Consider the following 16,570-nt stretch of genomic DNA (forward strand, 5'->3'; position numbering starts at 1 on the left):
TGGTGAAGTCGGATGTTGAAGCCTATGAACGGGGAGGTGTAATCGAGTAAGTGGCTGCCTCGTTAGGCAATGGGCGCTGTGCGTGCGACAGGAAGAGAACGAAGAACTCATCGCTTGCAGGGGCGAGCTGCCAGGTGCCAAACCGAGCATCGAGCTTGAGCCCGGCTTCCTGTGCGTCGGCTTCGAAGTCGTCGATCTCGTACCCGCGGCCAGCGCCGAAACCAATCGTCATGCGCCCACCCGGTGCCAGGTGTTCCCTCATGCGAGTCAGAGAGGGAACGCGTTCACTACCCGCCAGAAATGTCATGACGTTGCCTGCCGAGACAATGTGGTCGAATTGGGCGAGCCCGGAATCGGTCTGAAGCTGGAAGGTCGCGAGGTCTCCCGTGACCCACTGAGCGGAAGGATGGTCTTCCTGAGCGACAGAAATGAGGTAGGGGTCGAGATCGAGTCCGATCACCTGGTGACCACGCCTCGCAAGGTAGCCGCCGAGCCTGCCCGAGCCACATCCAGCATCAAGAATCCGTGATTCCCTTTTGGTCAGGGCATCGATGAGGCGGGCCTCTCCGTGAATATCGTGACCGGCTTGCTCTAGTGTCCGCCACCGCTGCGCGTAGTTCACCGCGTGATTCGGATTCTGGCTGGTCACGGTCTTCCACACATTGACTTCAGGAGCGCTCATAACCCAAGTATCGGTCTTTCTTTTGAAAGTGTCGAACAGGCGTGATTTGAGGCGACTTTGAACTAACTCAGAGCATGTGGGAGCGGTTTTGCGTTAGTGGGGGGATAGCTGGGTAGTTGCGCTGCGGAGGTAGTCGTAGAGTTTTTGGAACTACGGAATCTTTGGAGTAGTAGAAAGTGCGGGGACGGATCGTAAGTGATCTGTCCCCGCACCGTCTTGAAAGGTCTAGACGAGTTCTGCGTCGACCGTGATCTCTGCCGAGGCGTAGAGGCGAGAAACGGGGCAACCTGATTCAGCGTCGGAAACCGCGGCCTTAAATGCTTCTTCGGTGATGCCGTCGATGTCGGCCTTGAGGGTGATCTTGGAGGTGGTGATGGTTGGGTTACCATTCACTTCGTCGAGCGTTACTTCGGCGGTTACCTCGAGGCGGTTCGGAACAATCTTGTCCTGGCTCAAGCGATCGTTTAATGCCATGGCAAAGCACGAGGAGTGCGCAGCTGCGAGCAGTTCCTCGGGGCTGGTCTTGCCCTCGGGTGCTCGCGTGCGTGATCCCCAGGTGACGACCTGGTTGTCGAGAACTGAAGAGCTGGATTGGGAGAGGGTTCCCTTGCCGGAAGGAAGATCGCCTTCCCATGTGGTCGTAGTCGAACGTGATGCGATGGCCATGGTGGACTCCTTCATTGAAAAGTTCCCATGTGAGACTGTGATCTGGATCAACATGGGTATGCCTCCATTGTTTGCCTGAATGAAGGGCGAGTCAATGGCTCCAAGCTTTCCGTGAAGATCCTTGCCTTTACGAAATACTATTGCCGAGTCATTGAGAAGTGACGGGTGTGGAGGGGGCACTTGCCTTGGTTGTAGCTCGGGTGTTCCGGTCCTCGCCACCAAACACCGTAGAATGGGCAGAGAATATGAAGGAGGCCCGGTGGCTAAAGAAGATGATGAGCCTCAGCTCCCGCTGAGCGAAGAAGAAGCAATCGCCAAGCAGCGCAAACAGTTCCTTCTTTTTGCAATCGCTGGCATTCTCATGCTCGTGATTGCGTTTCTTGCCGGGCGGACAGTTAGGGGCTGGGTATCCGATGATGATTCGGCACCCCTGTTCAGTCCCGTCAGCATCGTGGAAGTGATTGATGATGAAATCTGAGCGAAGACTATGGAGCGGTGAGCTGGCCGATGGGCGAACGGTGGTCGTGACCGAGCACTTTGGCCGAATTGTTGATGGCTCGCAGATCGTTACCGAGTGGCCCTGGGTAAACTACGCATCGGGGGAGTGGGACGGCGAGGCGGGCAGATTCGATGCCCTGGCCATCGCTGATGATGTCGAAGACCTGACTCTTGACTTCGGCCCTCAATCGGATCTCGACATCGGCCTCATCCTGTCCGACCGCATCGAGGCATCCATCGTCTACCACGAGACGGCACTCGTCACCGACGTGGGTTGGGTCCGGGTGTTTGTGAGAAGAAATCCTGATGGATCCATGTTCACCCAGGCCCTTGGTTACAACATTGACGATGCTGAACCTGAGAAGGTGGAACAAGTGGTAAACGAACTCGAAGTTGCGGTGCGCGAAACGGTGGGGATGAGGGTGAACTAGTGCCTTTCGGCACAGTTTCGAAAAATCACTGAAGCGAGTTTGAAACCGGACGGCTAAGCTTGCTAAAGTCGCTATGTCGCAATCCCGCATAGCTCAACGGCAGAGCATTCGACTGTTAATCGAAGGGTTGCTGGTTCGAATCCAGCTGCGGGAGCCAATGGCCCTTAACATACGTTGAGGGCCATTTCTTTTTCCTTCATCCCAGCTTTTCTGTGACTCTCCTAGCAGACGGGTTCCGCACCAGGCTTGCTGTGATTCCTGTGGAATAATGAGCGCATGGCTTACCGAGAAATTCGTGTGATTGGTGACCCGGTACTACGGACCGTGTGTGACGAGATTAAGAAAATCACCCCCCAGGTTGAATCCCTTGTTGAAGATCTTCTGGAGACGGTGGATGACGAGGGTAGGGCCGGTCTAGCTGCGAATCAGATCGGTGTTTCCCTGCGTGCATTCTCGTGGAATATCGAGGGTGAGATCGGATACATTCTCAACCCGAAGATCGTGGGCCTGTCCGAAGATGAGTACCAAGATGATGATGAGGGATGCCTTTCCATCCCCGGTCATTTCTTCCCGACCAGGCGCGCCTGGTACGCCAAGGCCGTGGGCGTAGACTTGGCAGGTAACGAAGTAGTTGTCGAAGGTGAAGAGATTATGGCTCGTTGCATCCAGCACGAAGTTGACCACCTTGACGGTCACCTCTACATCGACCGCCTCGACCGCGCTGCTCGTAAGAAGGCACTGAGGAAGATCAGAGACCTATGAGACTCGTTGTTTCTGGAGCATCGGGCTTCCTCGGATCCGCACTGGTTACCGGTGCGGAGGAAGCCGGGTGGTCCGTGGCAACACTGTCACGTGGGACAAATGCGCACGAGACACCCAACTTTGATCCAGGAAACGGTTGGGTTGACGAGAAAGTCTTGGCAGGCGCGGATGCTGTCGTCTGCCTCAACGGTGCCGGCCTCTTTTCACGGCCGTGGACTGCTTCCTACAAGGCGAATCTCCTTAGCTCCCGATTGAGTTCGGTGAAAACTCTTATTGACGGGATCGGTCGACTGAACCCACATGAGCGACCTTCGCACTTCGTGACCGGCTCCGCCATCGGCTACTACGGCGCCAACCGTGGCGACCGTGTCCTTGATGAAACTGACTCGCCGGGTGATGATTTCTTGGCAGATCTCTGTGTTCAATGGGAGGCAGCCGGCAGGGAAGTGGAGAAGCTCGGTGTCACGCACTCTGCTTTGCGTACGGGACTTGTCATGGACGGGAGAGGGGGCATGCTGGGCTTGCTCAAGCATCTGTACCGCTTCGGATTGGGTACGAGGCTGGGGGATGGACAGCAGTGGATGTCGACCATCTCGCTACGCGACCACGTGAGAGCCACCCTCCACGTGATCGAACACGAGCTCGCTGGTCCCGTCAACCTCACCTCTCCCAACCCTTTGCGCAACAGGCAGTGGCATGAACTGCTTGCGAAGCACCTTCATCGCCCCGCCTTCCTCGTCGCGCCCCGTCCCGTTTTGACACTTGCCCTTGGTGACTTCGCGAAGCAGGCAGCCTTTGCTTCCCAGCGTGTACTCCCAGACAAACTCGTAGGGTCGGGATTTGAATTCTGGGACCCGACCGTTGCCGACATCTTCACTCAGGCACTGCCCTCAAAGTAAGCCCGCGGCTAGCGTCAAACGCCGCCATGTGGCACAGTTGGTGGTATCGGAAACGTACTGGGTGTGACGGGGAATCTCACCTAAGGAGGTTCCGATGACAACACAGCGCGCCACCCGTGGCGTTGTCTTCATACATTCTGTAACGCCCGCCCTCCAACCGCATGTGGAGTGGGCGCTTTCTGGTGTCCTGGGATACCAGGTCCACATCGAGTGGATAGACCAGCCCGCCAACCCCATGTATCACCGTGGCGAATTCTCGTGGACCGGTGACGTGGGGATGGGGGCGATGCTCGCGTCAGCCCTCAATGGCTGGGAACACTTGCGCTACGAGATTACGGAAGAAAGCACGCCGGTATCTGAAGGCGGGCGCTGGTCTCACACGCCCGAACTGGGAATCTTCTACGCTCAAACCGATCTCGTCGGCAACGTTGTCGTTCCCGAGAACAGAATCCGAGCGGCCATGGAATACGTGGAGTCGGACCCTGCGGAAATGAGAAGGCTCCTCGACCTGGCTCTCGGCCAGGCTTGGGATGATGAATTAGAACCGTTCAGGTACGCCGGCGCGGGAGCGCCCGTGCGCTGGCTACACCGAGTCGGCTAGTACCCTTTGTCCACACCTTCATCGGGCCAATACGTTCGGCATCCCATCTTTCATGGGGTGCTGAACCATGTCAGGGGAGGAATAGGAGGCTGTGCCCTGATCGTCAGGACCAGAGGACCTGACACGTATCGTCATGCCACCGCTCTTTTGCGGGATTTGTGAGTACGCGAAGCCTCTTGGCAGTGGCCTGAGCAATCTCCGGCGACAAAGAGGAAGGTTTTCCTAGTCCTCAGCGATGAGGGCGAGAATGGTCTTAGCCTGCTCAATGCGGGAATCGGGGATTGTTACTTTGAGAGCACGCTCCAGTCGAAACGCGAGAGCATACTTGGTGAGTGGATCGAGCTGCAGATCGGCCTCGAGATCTGTCGTCTCCGTAATTTCTTCCACCGCGATTTCGGGTGCCAGGGTGTGAAGGATGTCGCGGGCTACCTCGATCGTGGAAGTCATAATTCATTATTACCTCAAATGCGAACAGTTTGATGTGGCCCACCACAACTGTGGCCTGGTTCGCTATCCTGGAAGCATGGCTTTCATAGACTTACTGAGACAGCTCATGCAGAACTCCGGAGCCCTTCAAGGGGAGGACGCTGCAGAGGTACTTCGCGGAATTGAACTCCGGGAGGCGCTGTCTGAGGACCCGAACGACATTGCGGCCTTCCAGGGACTGGCAGAACTAGTCGATGAGGCAGCAAGTAGCTCCATGACAGTCGAGGATCCGCTGACGGCAGAGGGAGCGGAGAGCACGCCCCAGGAGCAGGCGAACCTCGCCATGTGGTCCCTCGCCGAAGAGTTGAGCGGCCGCCCCAACGCCTGGTACCCGCTCATCGAACTGGCACGCCTGTCCGTTGAATCGGATGTTGAAGGCGCTACGCGCCGCCTCCAGACCGCCATCGAAAGAGATGAAACCGGTCGGGCACTGGGCGAATCGATCAAGGTTCTGCGCGAGGCCGGCTACGCCGATAGCGGTATTTCCCTTGGCATTGGTTACTGGGACCCGAAGAACCAGAAATTTGCAGCGGGGGAGCAGCTGATTTTGGCCGCGATTGATGCTCACCGCCCGGATATTGCCACCAAGAACTTCCAGATCTTGGAGCAGTACGCGATCAAGGGGGAGCACGAGGACCGGCTCGCATTCCTTTCGCAACTTATCGAACAGTCAGAGGCTGAAGCCGAGTCGCGTTTGAAGGAACGCGAACAGCGCGAGAATTGAGTGACCATGGCCCGCTACGTTGAAATTCATCCCGACAATCCGCAAGAGCGACTCATCAACAAGATTGTTGATGATGTCCGCGCGGGTGGTGTTATCGCTTTCCCCACGGATTCGGGATATGCGATTGGTTGCAAGCTGGGGGACAAGGATGCGCTTGAGCGACTTCGTGCAATCCGCAAGGTCGGCGATAAACACCATTTCACGGTGCTGTGCAGCGACTTCGCCCAGCTCGGCCGGTTCGTCATTGTCGACAATGCGCAGTTCAGGCTGATCAAGCAGCTCACTCCGGGCCCCTACACGTTTATTTTGAAAGGCACCAAGGAAGTGCCTCGCATGACCCTCAATCCGAAGAAGAACACGATCGGTGCGCGGATCCCTGACCACCGGATCACCCAGGCACTCGTGTCCTCCCTCGGCGAGCCGATTCTCTCCTCCACTCTCATCCTCCCCGGCGAGGAGGAGCCGATGAACGACGGGTGGGAAGTGAACGAAGTGATTGGTCATCTCCTTGACGTGGTGATTGAGGGACCGGTGGGAACGGAAGGCGCAACCACAGTTGTCGACATGTCGTCCGGGTTTGCTAACGTTGCTCGTGAAGGTGCCGGCAGTGTGGAGATGTTTGAGTGAAACTCGGAGCCATTCTTTTCGACCTTGACGGCACAATTATTGACTCCGCTCCAATCATCACCTCTCTGCTCGCCAAGACGGCCGAGACGATCACCGGCAAACCCGTAGAGTCAGCGGACATGATCAAGTACGTCGGCCCGCCACTCAAGTGGTCGATGGGGGACATGGGTGCGGCCGAGGACGATATTCCGGAATACATTGCCTACTACCGTTCCCACTACGACGAGGTCATGACCTTGTCACCCGTGTTTAGCGGGATGGCAGAACTCTTGCAGGACCTGTCAGCAGTCTTACCGATCGGGCTCGCCACATCGAAGAAACTGTCCGGCGCAAAACTCACCCTCGAAGCCAAGGGTCTCGACCACCTTTTCACAGTGATCCGTGGAGGAAGCGAGGATGGGCTCAGTGCCCGCAAGGCCGACATCATTTCCTCCGCCCTCGAAGGAATCGGACCGGTTGAGGGTGAGGTTCTCATGGTTGGTGACCGTATCTACGACATTGAAGGTGCTGACGCCAACAACCTGAAGACAATAATCGTGTCCTGGGGTGCTGGTGGTCAGGAAGAACGGGACCGAGCGTGGAAGACCGTCGACACGACCGATCAACTTCGTGAGCTCCTGTTTTCTATTATCCCGGCCCCATAGCGAAGTTAAGTCTTTGTTGTTCAACACTTAGTTGCTCAACACCCGGTCGCTCGCCCATCCCAAGCACGTCATCGAACCCTTTCGGTGCAAGGGGGAGAGCTCCCGTAATGGAGTGAATGACGAGCCCCGCCTCTTTCGAGTCCAACGGACTCGAAAGAGGCGGGGCTTCGTTTATTCTTTTCCGAGCTTTCTCAGCTTCCTGTGAGGCTAGTCGGCATTGTCGTCTTCGGTTCTGTCGAACTGTGCCTGGTAGAGGCGGGCGTAGGCACCTTGGCGCTCGATGAGCTCATCGTGGGTACCCTGTTCGACGACGTCACCACTTTCCATGACCACGATCAGATCGGCGTCGCGGATCGTGGAGAGACGGTGTGCAATGACGAAGGAGGTGCGGCCCGCCTTCAGCCTGCTCATGGCCTCCTGGACCAACATTTCTGTTCTCGTATCGACCGAGGAGGTCGCCTCGTCGAGGATGAGGATCTGCGGATCTGTGAGGAAGGCGCGTGCGATAGTGACAAGCTGCTTCTCACCAACGGAGATCATCTCCCCATCGTCATCCACGATTGTGTCGAGTCCCTTGGGGAGCTGGCTGGCGAGGCGATCAACGGTTGCAGCTTTCGCTGCGGCGAGTACTTCCTCGCGTGTGGCGTTGTCCTTGGCGAAAGCAATGTTGTCAGCAATCGATGCCTCGTACAGCCAGGTCTCTTGGAGGACCATGCCCATGTTGCGGCGTAGCTCGTCCTTGGAGACGTTTCTCGTATCGACTCCGTCGATGAGGATCTGACCCGAGTTGATCTCGTAGAACCGCAGCAGCAGGTTGACGAGGGTGGTTTTGCCGGCACCGGTTGGTCCAACAATGGCGACCGTTTGTCCGGGCTTGGCATGCAGATTAAGTCCCGTGATGATCGGGGTGCCTTTCTCGTACGAGAATCGCACATCCCTAAACTCAACCTCGCCCCGCCGGGGTTCTGGCATGGTGGCAGTCCCGTCCTCTTCCATCTCCTCCGCATCCAGGAAGGCAAAGATGCGTTCGGCGCTTGCCGCGCCGGACTGGAGGAGGTTGGCCATGGAGGCGAGCTGACCCAAAGGCTGAGTGAACTGGCGAGAGTACTGGATAAAGGCCTGGACCGAACCAAGCGTGATTGTACCGGCTGCGACCTGGATGCCACCCACGACGGCAACGATGACGTAGCCGAGGTTGGAGACAAGGTTCATCGCGGGCTGCATGAGAGCGGAAATGAACTGGGCCATGAAGGAGGCGTGACGGAGCTTGTCATTCTTCTCATCGAATTCGTCGACAAACACGTCCTGCAAACCGAACGCCGTCACAACCTCGTGTCCCGTGAATGCCTCCTCGACAGTGTCCGACACGTCGCCCGTGGTCTTCCACTGGTCACGGAAATAGGGTTGTGCCTTCTTCATGATCTTCGTGGCAAGCCAGACTCCGGCCGGAACAACAATGAACGTGAGGAGTGCCAGCTGCCAGCTGATGACGACCATCATCGCCGTAATACCAATCATCGTCAGGATGCTTTGGAAGGCGGAGTTGAGGGTCTGCATGAGTGTCTGCGTAACGTTATCAACGTCGTTCGTGACGCGGGAGAGAAGGTCACCGCGGGACCTACCGTCAATGTATGACAGGGGCACGCGGTCAATCTTGGCCTGGGATCTCGCACGCAACTCCCAACCGAGATTCTGAACGACGACACGGATGATGCAGCCGGCAAGGAAGCTGATGGCGGCAGCCGCAAGATAGAGTCCAACGACAATGAGCAGGATCTTCCCCAGCTGACCAAAGTCAATTCCCTGCCCGGGAGTAACATCGGCCTTGCCCACCATGTTGGCGAGCTCCGACTGCCCGCGCTCCTCGAGGAGCGCCGCCGTCTCTGAGGCTGAGAGTCCCGAGGGGAGACCGTCGAGGATCCTGCCCAGCACGCCGGTGTAGATGAGGTCGGTTGCTCGGCCGAGCATGGCGGGAGCCGCCACCTGCATGACCACCGCAATCGCGGTCAGGATGATAATGGCGAGGATCTTGATCCTGGCCGGTCTAAGCATTCCCTGGAGTCGTTTAGTCGTGGCACGGAAGTTCTTGGGCTTCTGGCCCGGTGCGGAGCCTTGGCTCATGCTGCCTCCTCTGCCGAAAGCTGGGAGGCGATAATCTTGCGATAGGTTTCGCTCTTCTCCATGAGCTCCTCGTGCGTTCCCTGACCAACATCCCGTCCCTCGTCGAGCACGAGGATCCGATCGGCATCGCGAATGGTTGAAATGCGCTGCGCAACGATGAGAACTGCAGTATTCGGTATCGCCTCCGGGAGGGCAGCACGGAGCCTCTGATCGGTGGCAAAGTCGAGAGCCGAAAACGAGTCGTCAAAGACCAAGAGATCTGTGTCCTCAACCATGGCACGGTAAAGGGCTCGAGCGATGGTGAGGCGCTGGCGTTGACCACCCGACAGGTTGCGTCCACCCGGATCGACCCGAGAAGCTAGACCATCATCCAATTTCTGCACGAACTCGGTGGCTTGGGCGTAATGGAGCGCTCGCCAAATCCGATCCTCATCAAACTCCGTGGCACCGCGTTGACCGGTGACGGTTGAGGCAATGGTGCCGGCGAACAGGTATGCCTTCTGAGGAACGAGAGCGATCCTTGACCGCAGGGCAGCCGGATCGAGTTCCCGCACGTCCACACCGCCGAGGGTGACCGTGCCACGGGCGGGGTCGACCATGCGGCTGAGGAGATGGACGAGGGTAGTTTTTCCGGAGCCTGTGCCGCCCACAATCGCGGTGGTTGACGCGGGTGGGAACGACAGGTTGATCGAATCCAGAACCGGGCTGTTAGCATCCGCGAACTGGACCGTTGCATCAGTGAGCTCAATCGTTGCGGGGGAGGGTGGCAGATCGGCGGGCTGTTCGGGTGCCGTGATGCTGATCGGGATGTTGAGGACCTCCGAGATGCGGCGGGCAGAAACCTGGGCGCGCGGGATTATCATGAACATCATGGCCGCCATCATGACCGCCATGAGGATCTGCATGAGGTAGTTGATGAACGCGATGAGCGCACCCACCTGCATCCCACCATCCTCAATCCGGTACCCACCGAACCATACGATTGCCACGGACGAGACACCGATCATTGCCTGCACGACGGGCATCATAAACGCCCACGTCGTCCCGATCTTGAGCCACACCTCGCGTAGCGAGTCGTTGGCTTCCCGGAAGCGTTTCTTCTCTGCCCGTTGGCGCTGGAAGGCGCGAATGACGCGGATGCCGGTCAGCTGTTCTCGCAGGATCCGGTTGATCGTATCGACCCGCTTCTGCTGGGTCTCGTAGAGCGGTCCCAACCGAACAATCATGAAGAATACGAAGCCGGCCAGAAGCGGCAGGATAATGAGGAACAGGCCGGAAAGCGTCACGTCTTGTGCCGCGGCCATGATAATTCCGCCCACCCCCATGATCGGTGCCATGACGATAATCGTGAAGGTCATGTGGACGACCATCTGCACCTGCGTGACGTCGTTCGTGGACCGGGTGATGAGGGAGGCGGGACCGAATTCGTGAAGCTCGGACCTGCCGAACTGCTGCACCTGGGTGAAGACCTCGCGGCGCAGGTGATGACCGAGCCCCATTGCAAGTCCCGCACCGAGGTAGATCGCGCCAGCAATGGTGATGACCTGCAGGATCGTCACGGCAAGCATCAGCCCGCCCAGGACCCAGATCCGCCCAATATCGGCCGCGATGACTCCGTCGTTGATGATCGCCGCGTTCAGTGCGGGAAGCATGAGGGAAGCCATCGATTGGATGAGTTGAAGAACAAGGACCCCTGCGACCTTCCATTTTCGTTCCCGCAAGTAGCCCCACGTCAGTCGTACGAGCATGCTCCTCTTTCAGTAAGTCGAGGGGCGCCGAATAATCGGCGCCCCTCTGCGTTTAACTAGTCGATTTTATCGACCTGTCCTGTGCTGATCCTGGATGGCTCCTAGGCGTCGCCACCGGCCTCACCGGATTCACCGGCCATGACATTGAACAGGTCGTACTTGTCGATAGCCTGCTGGACAACACCACGATCGATGCGGCCGAGATCAGCGAGAGTCGCAAGAGCGCGGACCACCATGGAGTGGGCGTCGATCTTGAACTGGCGGCGAGCAGCTGCACGAGTATCGGAGTAGCCGAAGCCATCAGCACCGAGTGTTGAGTAGGTGCCGGGCACCCAGCGACGGATCGAGTCCTGAACCTGGTGCTCGAAGTCCGAGGTGGCAACGAAGACATCAGCATCGTGCTGGAGCTTCTCGGTCAGGTAGGCGGTGCGACGCTCCTCGTTCGGGTAGAGGAAGTTGTGTTCGTCCACCTCGAGGCCGTCCTTGCGAAGCTCGTACCAGGAGGTCACGGAGTAAACGTGTGCCTTGACGCCCCAGTCGGATTCGAGAATTTCCTTCGCGTGGAGGGCCCACGGGACACCGACACCGGAGGCGAGCAGACCAACGCGGTTGCCGTCACCTTCCTGTGCTTCAGCGATCTTGTGGATGCCGCGGATGATGCCATCAACGTCCACGTTCTCCGGCTCGGCAGGCTGAAGCAATGGCTCGTTGTAGACCGTCAGGTAGTACATGACGTCCTGGTCGCGACCATCCGATCCGTCACCGTACATGCGCTTGATGCCGTCTTGGACGATGTGGGTGATCTCGTAGCCGTAGGCAGGATCATAAATCACCATCGCGGGGTTGGTAGAGGCGAGGACGGGGGAGTGCCCATCCATATGTTGCGTACCTTCACCAGCGAGAGTGGTACGGCCAGCGGTTGCACCGATGATGAAGCCGCGAGCCAGCTGGTCAGCGGCTGCCCAGAACTGGTCACCCGTTCGCTGGAAACCGAACATCGAGTAGAAGATGTAGAACGGCATCATCATCTCCCCGTGCACGGCATGCGAGGTGCCGACCGTGGCGAGCGTGGCAGCGGAACCTGCCTCGTTAATGCCAAGGTGCATGATCTGGCCCGACTCGGCTTCCTTGTAGGACAGGAGCAGGTCGGCATCCACGGCGGTGTAGTTCTGGCCGTGGGTGTTGAAGATCTTCGCAGTCGGGAAGATCGCATCCAGACCAAACGTACGAGCCTCGTCCGGGATGATCGGAACGACGCGCTTGCCGAACTCCTTGTCCTTCATGAGCTCCTTGAGGAGACGCACGAGGGCCATGGTCGTGGCAACCTTCTGGGTGCCCGACCCCTTCTTCAAGACATCGAAGCGCTTCGCTTCGGGAAGCTGGATACCGTTCCAGGTCTGACGGCGCTCAGGCAGGTAGCCACCGAGTTCCCTGCGGCGCTGCTGCATGTACTCGTATGCTTCGCTGTTTGCCGGGGGACGGTAGTAGGGAGCGTTGTACGGATCCGAGAGCTGCGAATCGTCAATATCGAGTGCGAGAGTGTCGCGCAGACCCTTGAGGTCCTGCTCGTTGAGCTTCTTCATCTGGTGCGTCGAGTTACGGCCAGCGAAGTTCGTGCCAAGCAGGTAGCCCTTAATGGTGTGGGCGAGGATGACGGTGGGCTGACCGGTGTGCTCGGTCGCTGCCTTGTATGCGGCGTAGACCTTGCGGTAGTCGTGACCACCGCGCTTGAGCGACCAGATCTTCTCATCCGACCAGTCCTTGACCATGGCCTTGGTGCGGGGGTCACGTCCGAAGAAGTTCTCACGAACGAAAGCACCGTCATTGGCCTTGAAGCCCTGGTAGTCACCGTCAACGATCGTGTTCATGATGTTGACGAGAGCGCGGTCGTGATCGGCCTCGAGCAGCGGATCCCATTCGCGGCCCCAAATGACCTTGATGACGTTCCAGCCGGCTCCGCGGAAGAATGCTTCAAGCTCCTGAATGATCTTGCCGTTACCGCGGACGGGGCCGTCGAGGCGCTGCAGGTTACAGTTCACAACGAACGTGAGGTTGTCGAGACCCTGCTGGGCTGCGAGCTGGAGCATGCCGCGCGACTCCGGCTCGTCCATCTCACCGTCACCGAGGAATGCCCACACGTGCTGCTGGTCGGTGTCCTTGATGCCGCGACCCTGCAGGTACTTGTTGAACCAAGCCTGGTGAATAGCCTGTGCGGGGCCGAGACCCATCGACACGGTCGGGAACTCCCAAAAGTCCGGCATACGACGCGGGTGCGGGTACGAGGGGATGCCTCGTCCGCCCGCGGGGTGGGAGTGTTCCTGGCGGAAGCCGTCCATGTCAGCTTCGGTCAGGCGGCCCTCCACGTACGCACGTGCGTAGTTACCGGGGGCTGCGTGACCCTGGAAGAAGACCTGGTCTCCGCCACCGGGGTGGTTCTTGCCGCGGAAGAAGTGGTTGAAACCAACCTCGTACAGGGTGGCAACCGATGCGTAGGAAGAAATGTGGCCACCGACTTCAACACCGGGACGCTGTGCGCGGGTAACCTGAACGGCGGCGTTCCAGCGGACCCAACGGCGAATCTCGCGCTCAATCTTCTCGTCGCCAGGGAAGTAGGGCTCGTCCTGAACCGCGATCGTGTTCACGTACGGGGTGTTGAGGTTGGCTGGGACCTGAATGTTGCGTTCCCGTGCACGGCGTAGCATTGAGAGCAGAATGTAACGTGCTCGCGGTCCGCCACGGTGGTTGATCAGATCGTCGATTGAATCAAGCCACTCCTGAGTCTCCTCTGAATCGATGTCAGGGACTCGGCTTAGCAGGCCGTTAATCAGCGGTGACGTATTGTCTTGTGAACTCACAGCATCTCCTTGCAGTGCACTAGAGGGTGCGGGGCGGGCCGACTGTGGCCGGCTTGACCAGTACAATCAAATCTACCGCTTTCGGGGCCAAACGTCCCGCCTCTTCTCGTTCTCTCCCTGTGAAAGTTCCCTCATCCCCCTCGTTTTGTTACCGATTAGCCACAGTTTTCACCAAATTCGGTGGTAGACGTGGAAATTTCCCCCAAGATTTGGTGAACTAGGGTTGTGGAAAATCAAGCGACCGCAGCCTCGCGGTCTACACAGGAAAGGACCGGTTCTTCGAACGGATCAGTTGAACTCGGCTTGCACGCCGGTCAAGTGATTCAGGAATTTGGTTGGGACACTGACGTCGATGACGGGTTCCGAGCCAGGATCGAAGACGCAACGGGCGAAGCGCTCGTTGATGAAGATTACGCAGATGTCTGTGACGGCACCCTGATTTGGTGGCGTGATGATGACGGAGACGAAGATGACCTCGCCGATCTTCTCGTTGATGCAAAAGGCAACCTGGACGATGGTTCAGGAATCATGTGGGTTTTGATTCCAGCTATGGGACGTGACGGCTACGTCGAACACATCGTGGTGGAAGAAGCAGCGCAAAACGCTGGACTTTCCGCCACCACCGCGGCCGCTCTATCACCGGAATGGACGGGTGTCCGCCTGTCCGCACGGGGTCCACGGCGCTAAGAATCAGTAACAGTCCATAGGGCGGGTGACGATGTCACCCGCCCTTTCACTTCCGCTAACTAATCCTTCTAATCCTTTAAGTCCTCTTGTATTGAATGACGTTGACGGCTTCATTCGCGGAATAGTTTCACTCACGATCCCACCGCTTCTATGCTGATTCCTGCCACCGCTCCCATGCTGATGGTGATTCTTCAAGGGCAGCCTTCCAATGAATGCGCACAGTCCACACCCCGCACTCATGAAAACAAATTGGACTTCATCGACGAAAGCGTGGGAAAAGTTTCATCCTTTGAGTTGAAGCGACATAAAAGTCACTAATGTCGCAGAAAAGTTACCAACCCGTTAATCTCAAAGGTGGTCCAGATTGCTGACACTGGCTGAGCAATCGTAGAGCGCCACGGAACTCAGCGGCGCGATGTAAATGCTCAAATGAACAGGGCATGATCGCATGCGGGAACCGGGGCGATGGGCTTGCCTAACGATGCCACGAAGACATGAGCGACACCGAGTTGCTCTCTGAAAGGTAAAGCGGTGACACAGTACCGAGTTGAAGAGGACCTCCTGGGGACTCGCGAGATTCCAGCCGACGCCTACTACGGCGTTCACACCCTGCGAGCGATGGAGAACTTCCCCATGTCAGGACGGCTCGTGCGGGACGTTCCCGAGTTCGTCAGAAGCATGGTCGAGGTGAAGAAGGCATCGGCTCTTGCCAACAAGGAACTGAGGTCACTCCCGTCAGACATCGCTGACGCAATCATCGCTGGCTGCGACGAAGTACTCGAAAACGGCCGTTGCATCGACCAGTTCCCGATCGACCTATTCCAAGGTGGTGCCGGCACCTCGGTCAACATGAACACGAACGAGGTTGTCGCCAACCTGGCACTCGAACTCCTCGGATACGAGAAGGGCCGCTACGACGTCATCAACCCGAACGATCACGTCAACAAGTCGCAGTCCACGAACGACGCCTACCCGACAGCGCTGCGTCTCGCGATCTACCGGCTGGTCATGCACCTGCGCACGAGTGTCGTCAGCCTTGCCGAGGCTCTGCGGGAAAAGAGTGAGGAGTTCTCCAAGGTTCTGAAGATGGGGAGGACCCAGCTTCAGGACGCAGTCCCCATGACTCTCGGCCAAGAATTTGGTGGCTGGGCAACAACCCTGGAGGAAGAAAACGTTGTTCTCCAGCGTGCTTCCAACTACCTCCTTTCCATCAACCTCGGCGCCACCGCCATCGGCACCCGAGTCAACACCCCCGAAGGCTACGCGGAGGTTGCGGCGCGCAAGCTCTCCCACGTCACCGGGCTCGACATCACCTCCGCACCCGACCTGGTTGAGGCCACGAGCGACACCGGTGACTATGTCATCGTCCATGCAGCACTCAAGCGCACCGCCCAGAAGCTTTCCAAGATCGCATCCGATCTCCGCCTCCTCTCGTCCGGACCGCGTGCCGGATTCAATGAAATTAACTTGCCGGAGATGCAGGCGGGATCGTCGATTATGCCCGCCAAGGTCAACCCCGTCATCCCCGAGGTCGTCAACCAGGTCTGCTTCAAGGTCATTGGTAACGACGTCACGGTAACAATGGCGGCAGAAGCCGGTCAGCTCCAGCTCAACGTCATGGAACCCGCACTGGCGGAAGCAACGTTTGAATCCATCCACCTCCTGATCCAGGGCTGTGACACCCTGCGCACCAAGTGCATCACTGGCATCACCGCCAACGCCGCACGCACCCGCCAGGACGTCGAGAACTCAATCGGCATCGTCACCTACCTCAACCCGATCATCGGCCACCACAACGGTGACCTGGTCGGTAAGGAATGTGCTCGCACCGGCAAGTCCGTCAAGGAAGTCGTGGTGGAAATGGGGCTGCTGACCGCAGAGCAGGTCGATGGCTACCTCACCCACGAAGCCTTCATGCATCCCCGCTACACAGGCAAGGTCTGGGCAGAGGGGGAGAAGGGGCTCCCCGAAAAGTAGGGCATTCCAATAATTGAATTTGTTGGGTGTGGGGCGGCCAGGATTCGAAGGATCGATGGCTACCCCGCACTCATGTCAGCGCAATATATCGCTCAAGAAAAGCGAATGCCGCGATGTTGAAAGCGGCTTGAATGCGCGACAACTGGTGGCGTTGAACACGAA

General features: G+C 58.0%; 16 protein-coding genes and 1 tRNA gene. 11 read left to right on the forward strand and 6 right to left on the reverse strand.

The genetic code is table 11. From position 1 onward, the window contains the following. Nucleotides 1–22: 22 nt before the first annotated feature. Both BN1241_RS10040 and BN1241_RS10045 read right to left on the reverse strand, forming a co-directional pair. Entirely contained in the window at nucleotides 23–682 is a 660-nt protein-coding gene (locus BN1241_RS10040; RefSeq protein ID WP_054953450.1) for a class I SAM-dependent methyltransferase, read from the reverse strand. 225 nt (nucleotides 683–907) lie between these two features. Next, nucleotides 908–1,348 (reverse strand): OsmC family peroxiredoxin, encoded by a 441-nt coding sequence (locus BN1241_RS10045; protein ID WP_054953883.1) that lies wholly within the window; start codon nucleotides 1,346–1,348, stop codon nucleotides 908–910. 259 nt (nucleotides 1,349–1,607) lie between these two features. Between BN1241_RS10045 and BN1241_RS10050 the strand changes: the two genes are divergently transcribed. The 6 genes from BN1241_RS10050 (at nucleotide 1,608) to BN1241_RS10075 (ending at nucleotide 4,539) form a co-directional block, all read left to right on the forward strand. After that, entirely contained in the window at nucleotides 1,608–1,826 is a 219-nt protein-coding gene (locus BN1241_RS10050) for a hypothetical protein (RefSeq protein WP_054953451.1), read from the forward strand. Beyond that, complete coding sequence (locus tag BN1241_RS10055; protein ID WP_147599402.1) at nucleotides 1,813–2,277, forward strand: hypothetical protein; 465 nt, start codon at nucleotides 1,813–1,815, stop codon at nucleotides 2,275–2,277. Before BN1241_RS10050 ends, BN1241_RS10055 begins: the two co-directional genes overlap by 14 nt. An 82-nt stretch (nucleotides 2,278–2,359) precedes the next feature. Beyond that, a tRNA-Asn gene (locus BN1241_RS10060) sits at nucleotides 2,360–2,434 on the forward strand. A gap of 119 nt (nucleotides 2,435–2,553) precedes the next feature. Then, complete coding sequence (def, locus tag BN1241_RS10065; RefSeq protein WP_054953453.1) at nucleotides 2,554–3,039, forward strand: peptide deformylase; 486 nt, start codon at nucleotides 2,554–2,556, stop codon at nucleotides 3,037–3,039. Next, nucleotides 3,036–3,938 carry a TIGR01777 family oxidoreductase gene (locus BN1241_RS10070; RefSeq protein WP_054953454.1) on the forward strand — a complete coding sequence of 301 codons (903 nt, stop codon included), beginning with the start codon at nucleotides 3,036–3,038 and terminating at the stop codon, nucleotides 3,936–3,938. Before def ends, BN1241_RS10070 begins: the two co-directional genes overlap by 4 nt. A 94-nt stretch (nucleotides 3,939–4,032) precedes the next feature. Beyond that, nucleotides 4,033–4,539 carry a DUF3145 domain-containing protein gene (locus tag BN1241_RS10075; RefSeq protein WP_054953455.1) on the forward strand — a complete coding sequence of 169 codons (507 nt, stop codon included), beginning with the start codon at nucleotides 4,033–4,035 and terminating at the stop codon, nucleotides 4,537–4,539. Between the two features lie 222 nt (nucleotides 4,540–4,761). On the opposite strand, the gene BN1241_RS10080 is transcribed toward BN1241_RS10075, so the two are convergent. Beyond that, complete coding sequence (locus BN1241_RS10080) at nucleotides 4,762–4,986, reverse strand: acyl carrier protein (protein WP_054953456.1); 225 nt, start codon at nucleotides 4,984–4,986, stop codon at nucleotides 4,762–4,764. Nucleotides 4,987–5,062: 76 nt separating this feature from the next. On the opposite strand from BN1241_RS10080, the gene BN1241_RS10085 reads away from it, so the two are divergent. Genes BN1241_RS10085 through BN1241_RS10095 form a run of 3 tightly spaced genes read left to right on the forward strand, consistent with a single transcriptional unit; the run spans nucleotide 5,063 to nucleotide 7,020 of the window. Then, nucleotides 5,063–5,749, forward strand: coding sequence for a hypothetical protein (locus BN1241_RS10085; protein ID WP_077138358.1), 687 nt, complete (start codon nucleotides 5,063–5,065; stop codon nucleotides 5,747–5,749). A 6-nt stretch (nucleotides 5,750–5,755) separates the two neighbouring features. Beyond that, nucleotides 5,756–6,376, forward strand: coding sequence for an L-threonylcarbamoyladenylate synthase (locus BN1241_RS10090; protein ID WP_054953884.1), 621 nt, complete (start codon nucleotides 5,756–5,758; stop codon nucleotides 6,374–6,376). Continuing rightward, the gene (locus BN1241_RS10095; RefSeq protein ID WP_054953458.1) at nucleotides 6,373–7,020 is read left to right on the forward strand and encodes an HAD-IA family hydrolase; all 648 of its coding nucleotides are present in this window, start codon (nucleotides 6,373–6,375) and stop codon (nucleotides 7,018–7,020) included. Before BN1241_RS10090 ends, BN1241_RS10095 begins: the two co-directional genes overlap by 4 nt. Before the next feature lie 207 nt (nucleotides 7,021–7,227). Here BN1241_RS10095 and BN1241_RS10100 read toward each other — a convergent pair whose 3' ends face one another. The 3 genes from BN1241_RS10100 to aceE form a co-directional block, all read right to left on the reverse strand. Continuing rightward, nucleotides 7,228–9,141: an ABC transporter ATP-binding protein gene (locus BN1241_RS10100; protein WP_054953459.1), complete on the reverse strand. Its 1,914-nt coding sequence runs from the start codon at nucleotides 9,139–9,141 to the stop codon at nucleotides 7,228–7,230. Further along, entirely contained in the window at nucleotides 9,138–10,889 is a 1,752-nt protein-coding gene (locus BN1241_RS10105) for an ABC transporter ATP-binding protein (protein WP_054953460.1), read from the reverse strand. The genes BN1241_RS10100 and BN1241_RS10105 overlap by 4 nt, the downstream gene beginning before the upstream one ends. A 101-nt stretch (nucleotides 10,890–10,990) precedes the next feature. Next, nucleotides 10,991–13,744, reverse strand: a complete 2,754-nt coding sequence (gene aceE / locus BN1241_RS10110; protein ID WP_054953461.1) for a pyruvate dehydrogenase (acetyl-transferring), homodimeric type — start codon at nucleotides 13,742–13,744, stop codon at nucleotides 10,991–10,993. Between the two features lie 303 nt (nucleotides 13,745–14,047). Between aceE and BN1241_RS10115 the strand changes: the two genes are divergently transcribed. Together BN1241_RS10115 and aspA are read left to right on the forward strand one after the other, a co-directional pair. Beyond that, entirely contained in the window at nucleotides 14,048–14,431 is a 384-nt protein-coding gene (locus BN1241_RS10115; RefSeq protein WP_261795479.1) for a DUF3052 domain-containing protein, read from the forward strand. 531 nt (nucleotides 14,432–14,962) lie between these two features. After that, nucleotides 14,963–16,408 carry an aspartate ammonia-lyase gene (aspA, locus tag BN1241_RS10120; protein WP_054953463.1) on the forward strand — a complete coding sequence of 482 codons (1,446 nt, stop codon included), beginning with the start codon at nucleotides 14,963–14,965 and terminating at the stop codon, nucleotides 16,406–16,408. The last annotated feature ends 162 nt before the right edge of the window (nucleotides 16,409–16,570 follow it).

It is taken from the genome of Flaviflexus massiliensis (genome assembly GCF_001375495.1).
GTDB classification, from domain to species: Bacteria; Actinomycetota; Actinomycetes; order Actinomycetales; family Actinomycetaceae; genus Flaviflexus; species Flaviflexus massiliensis.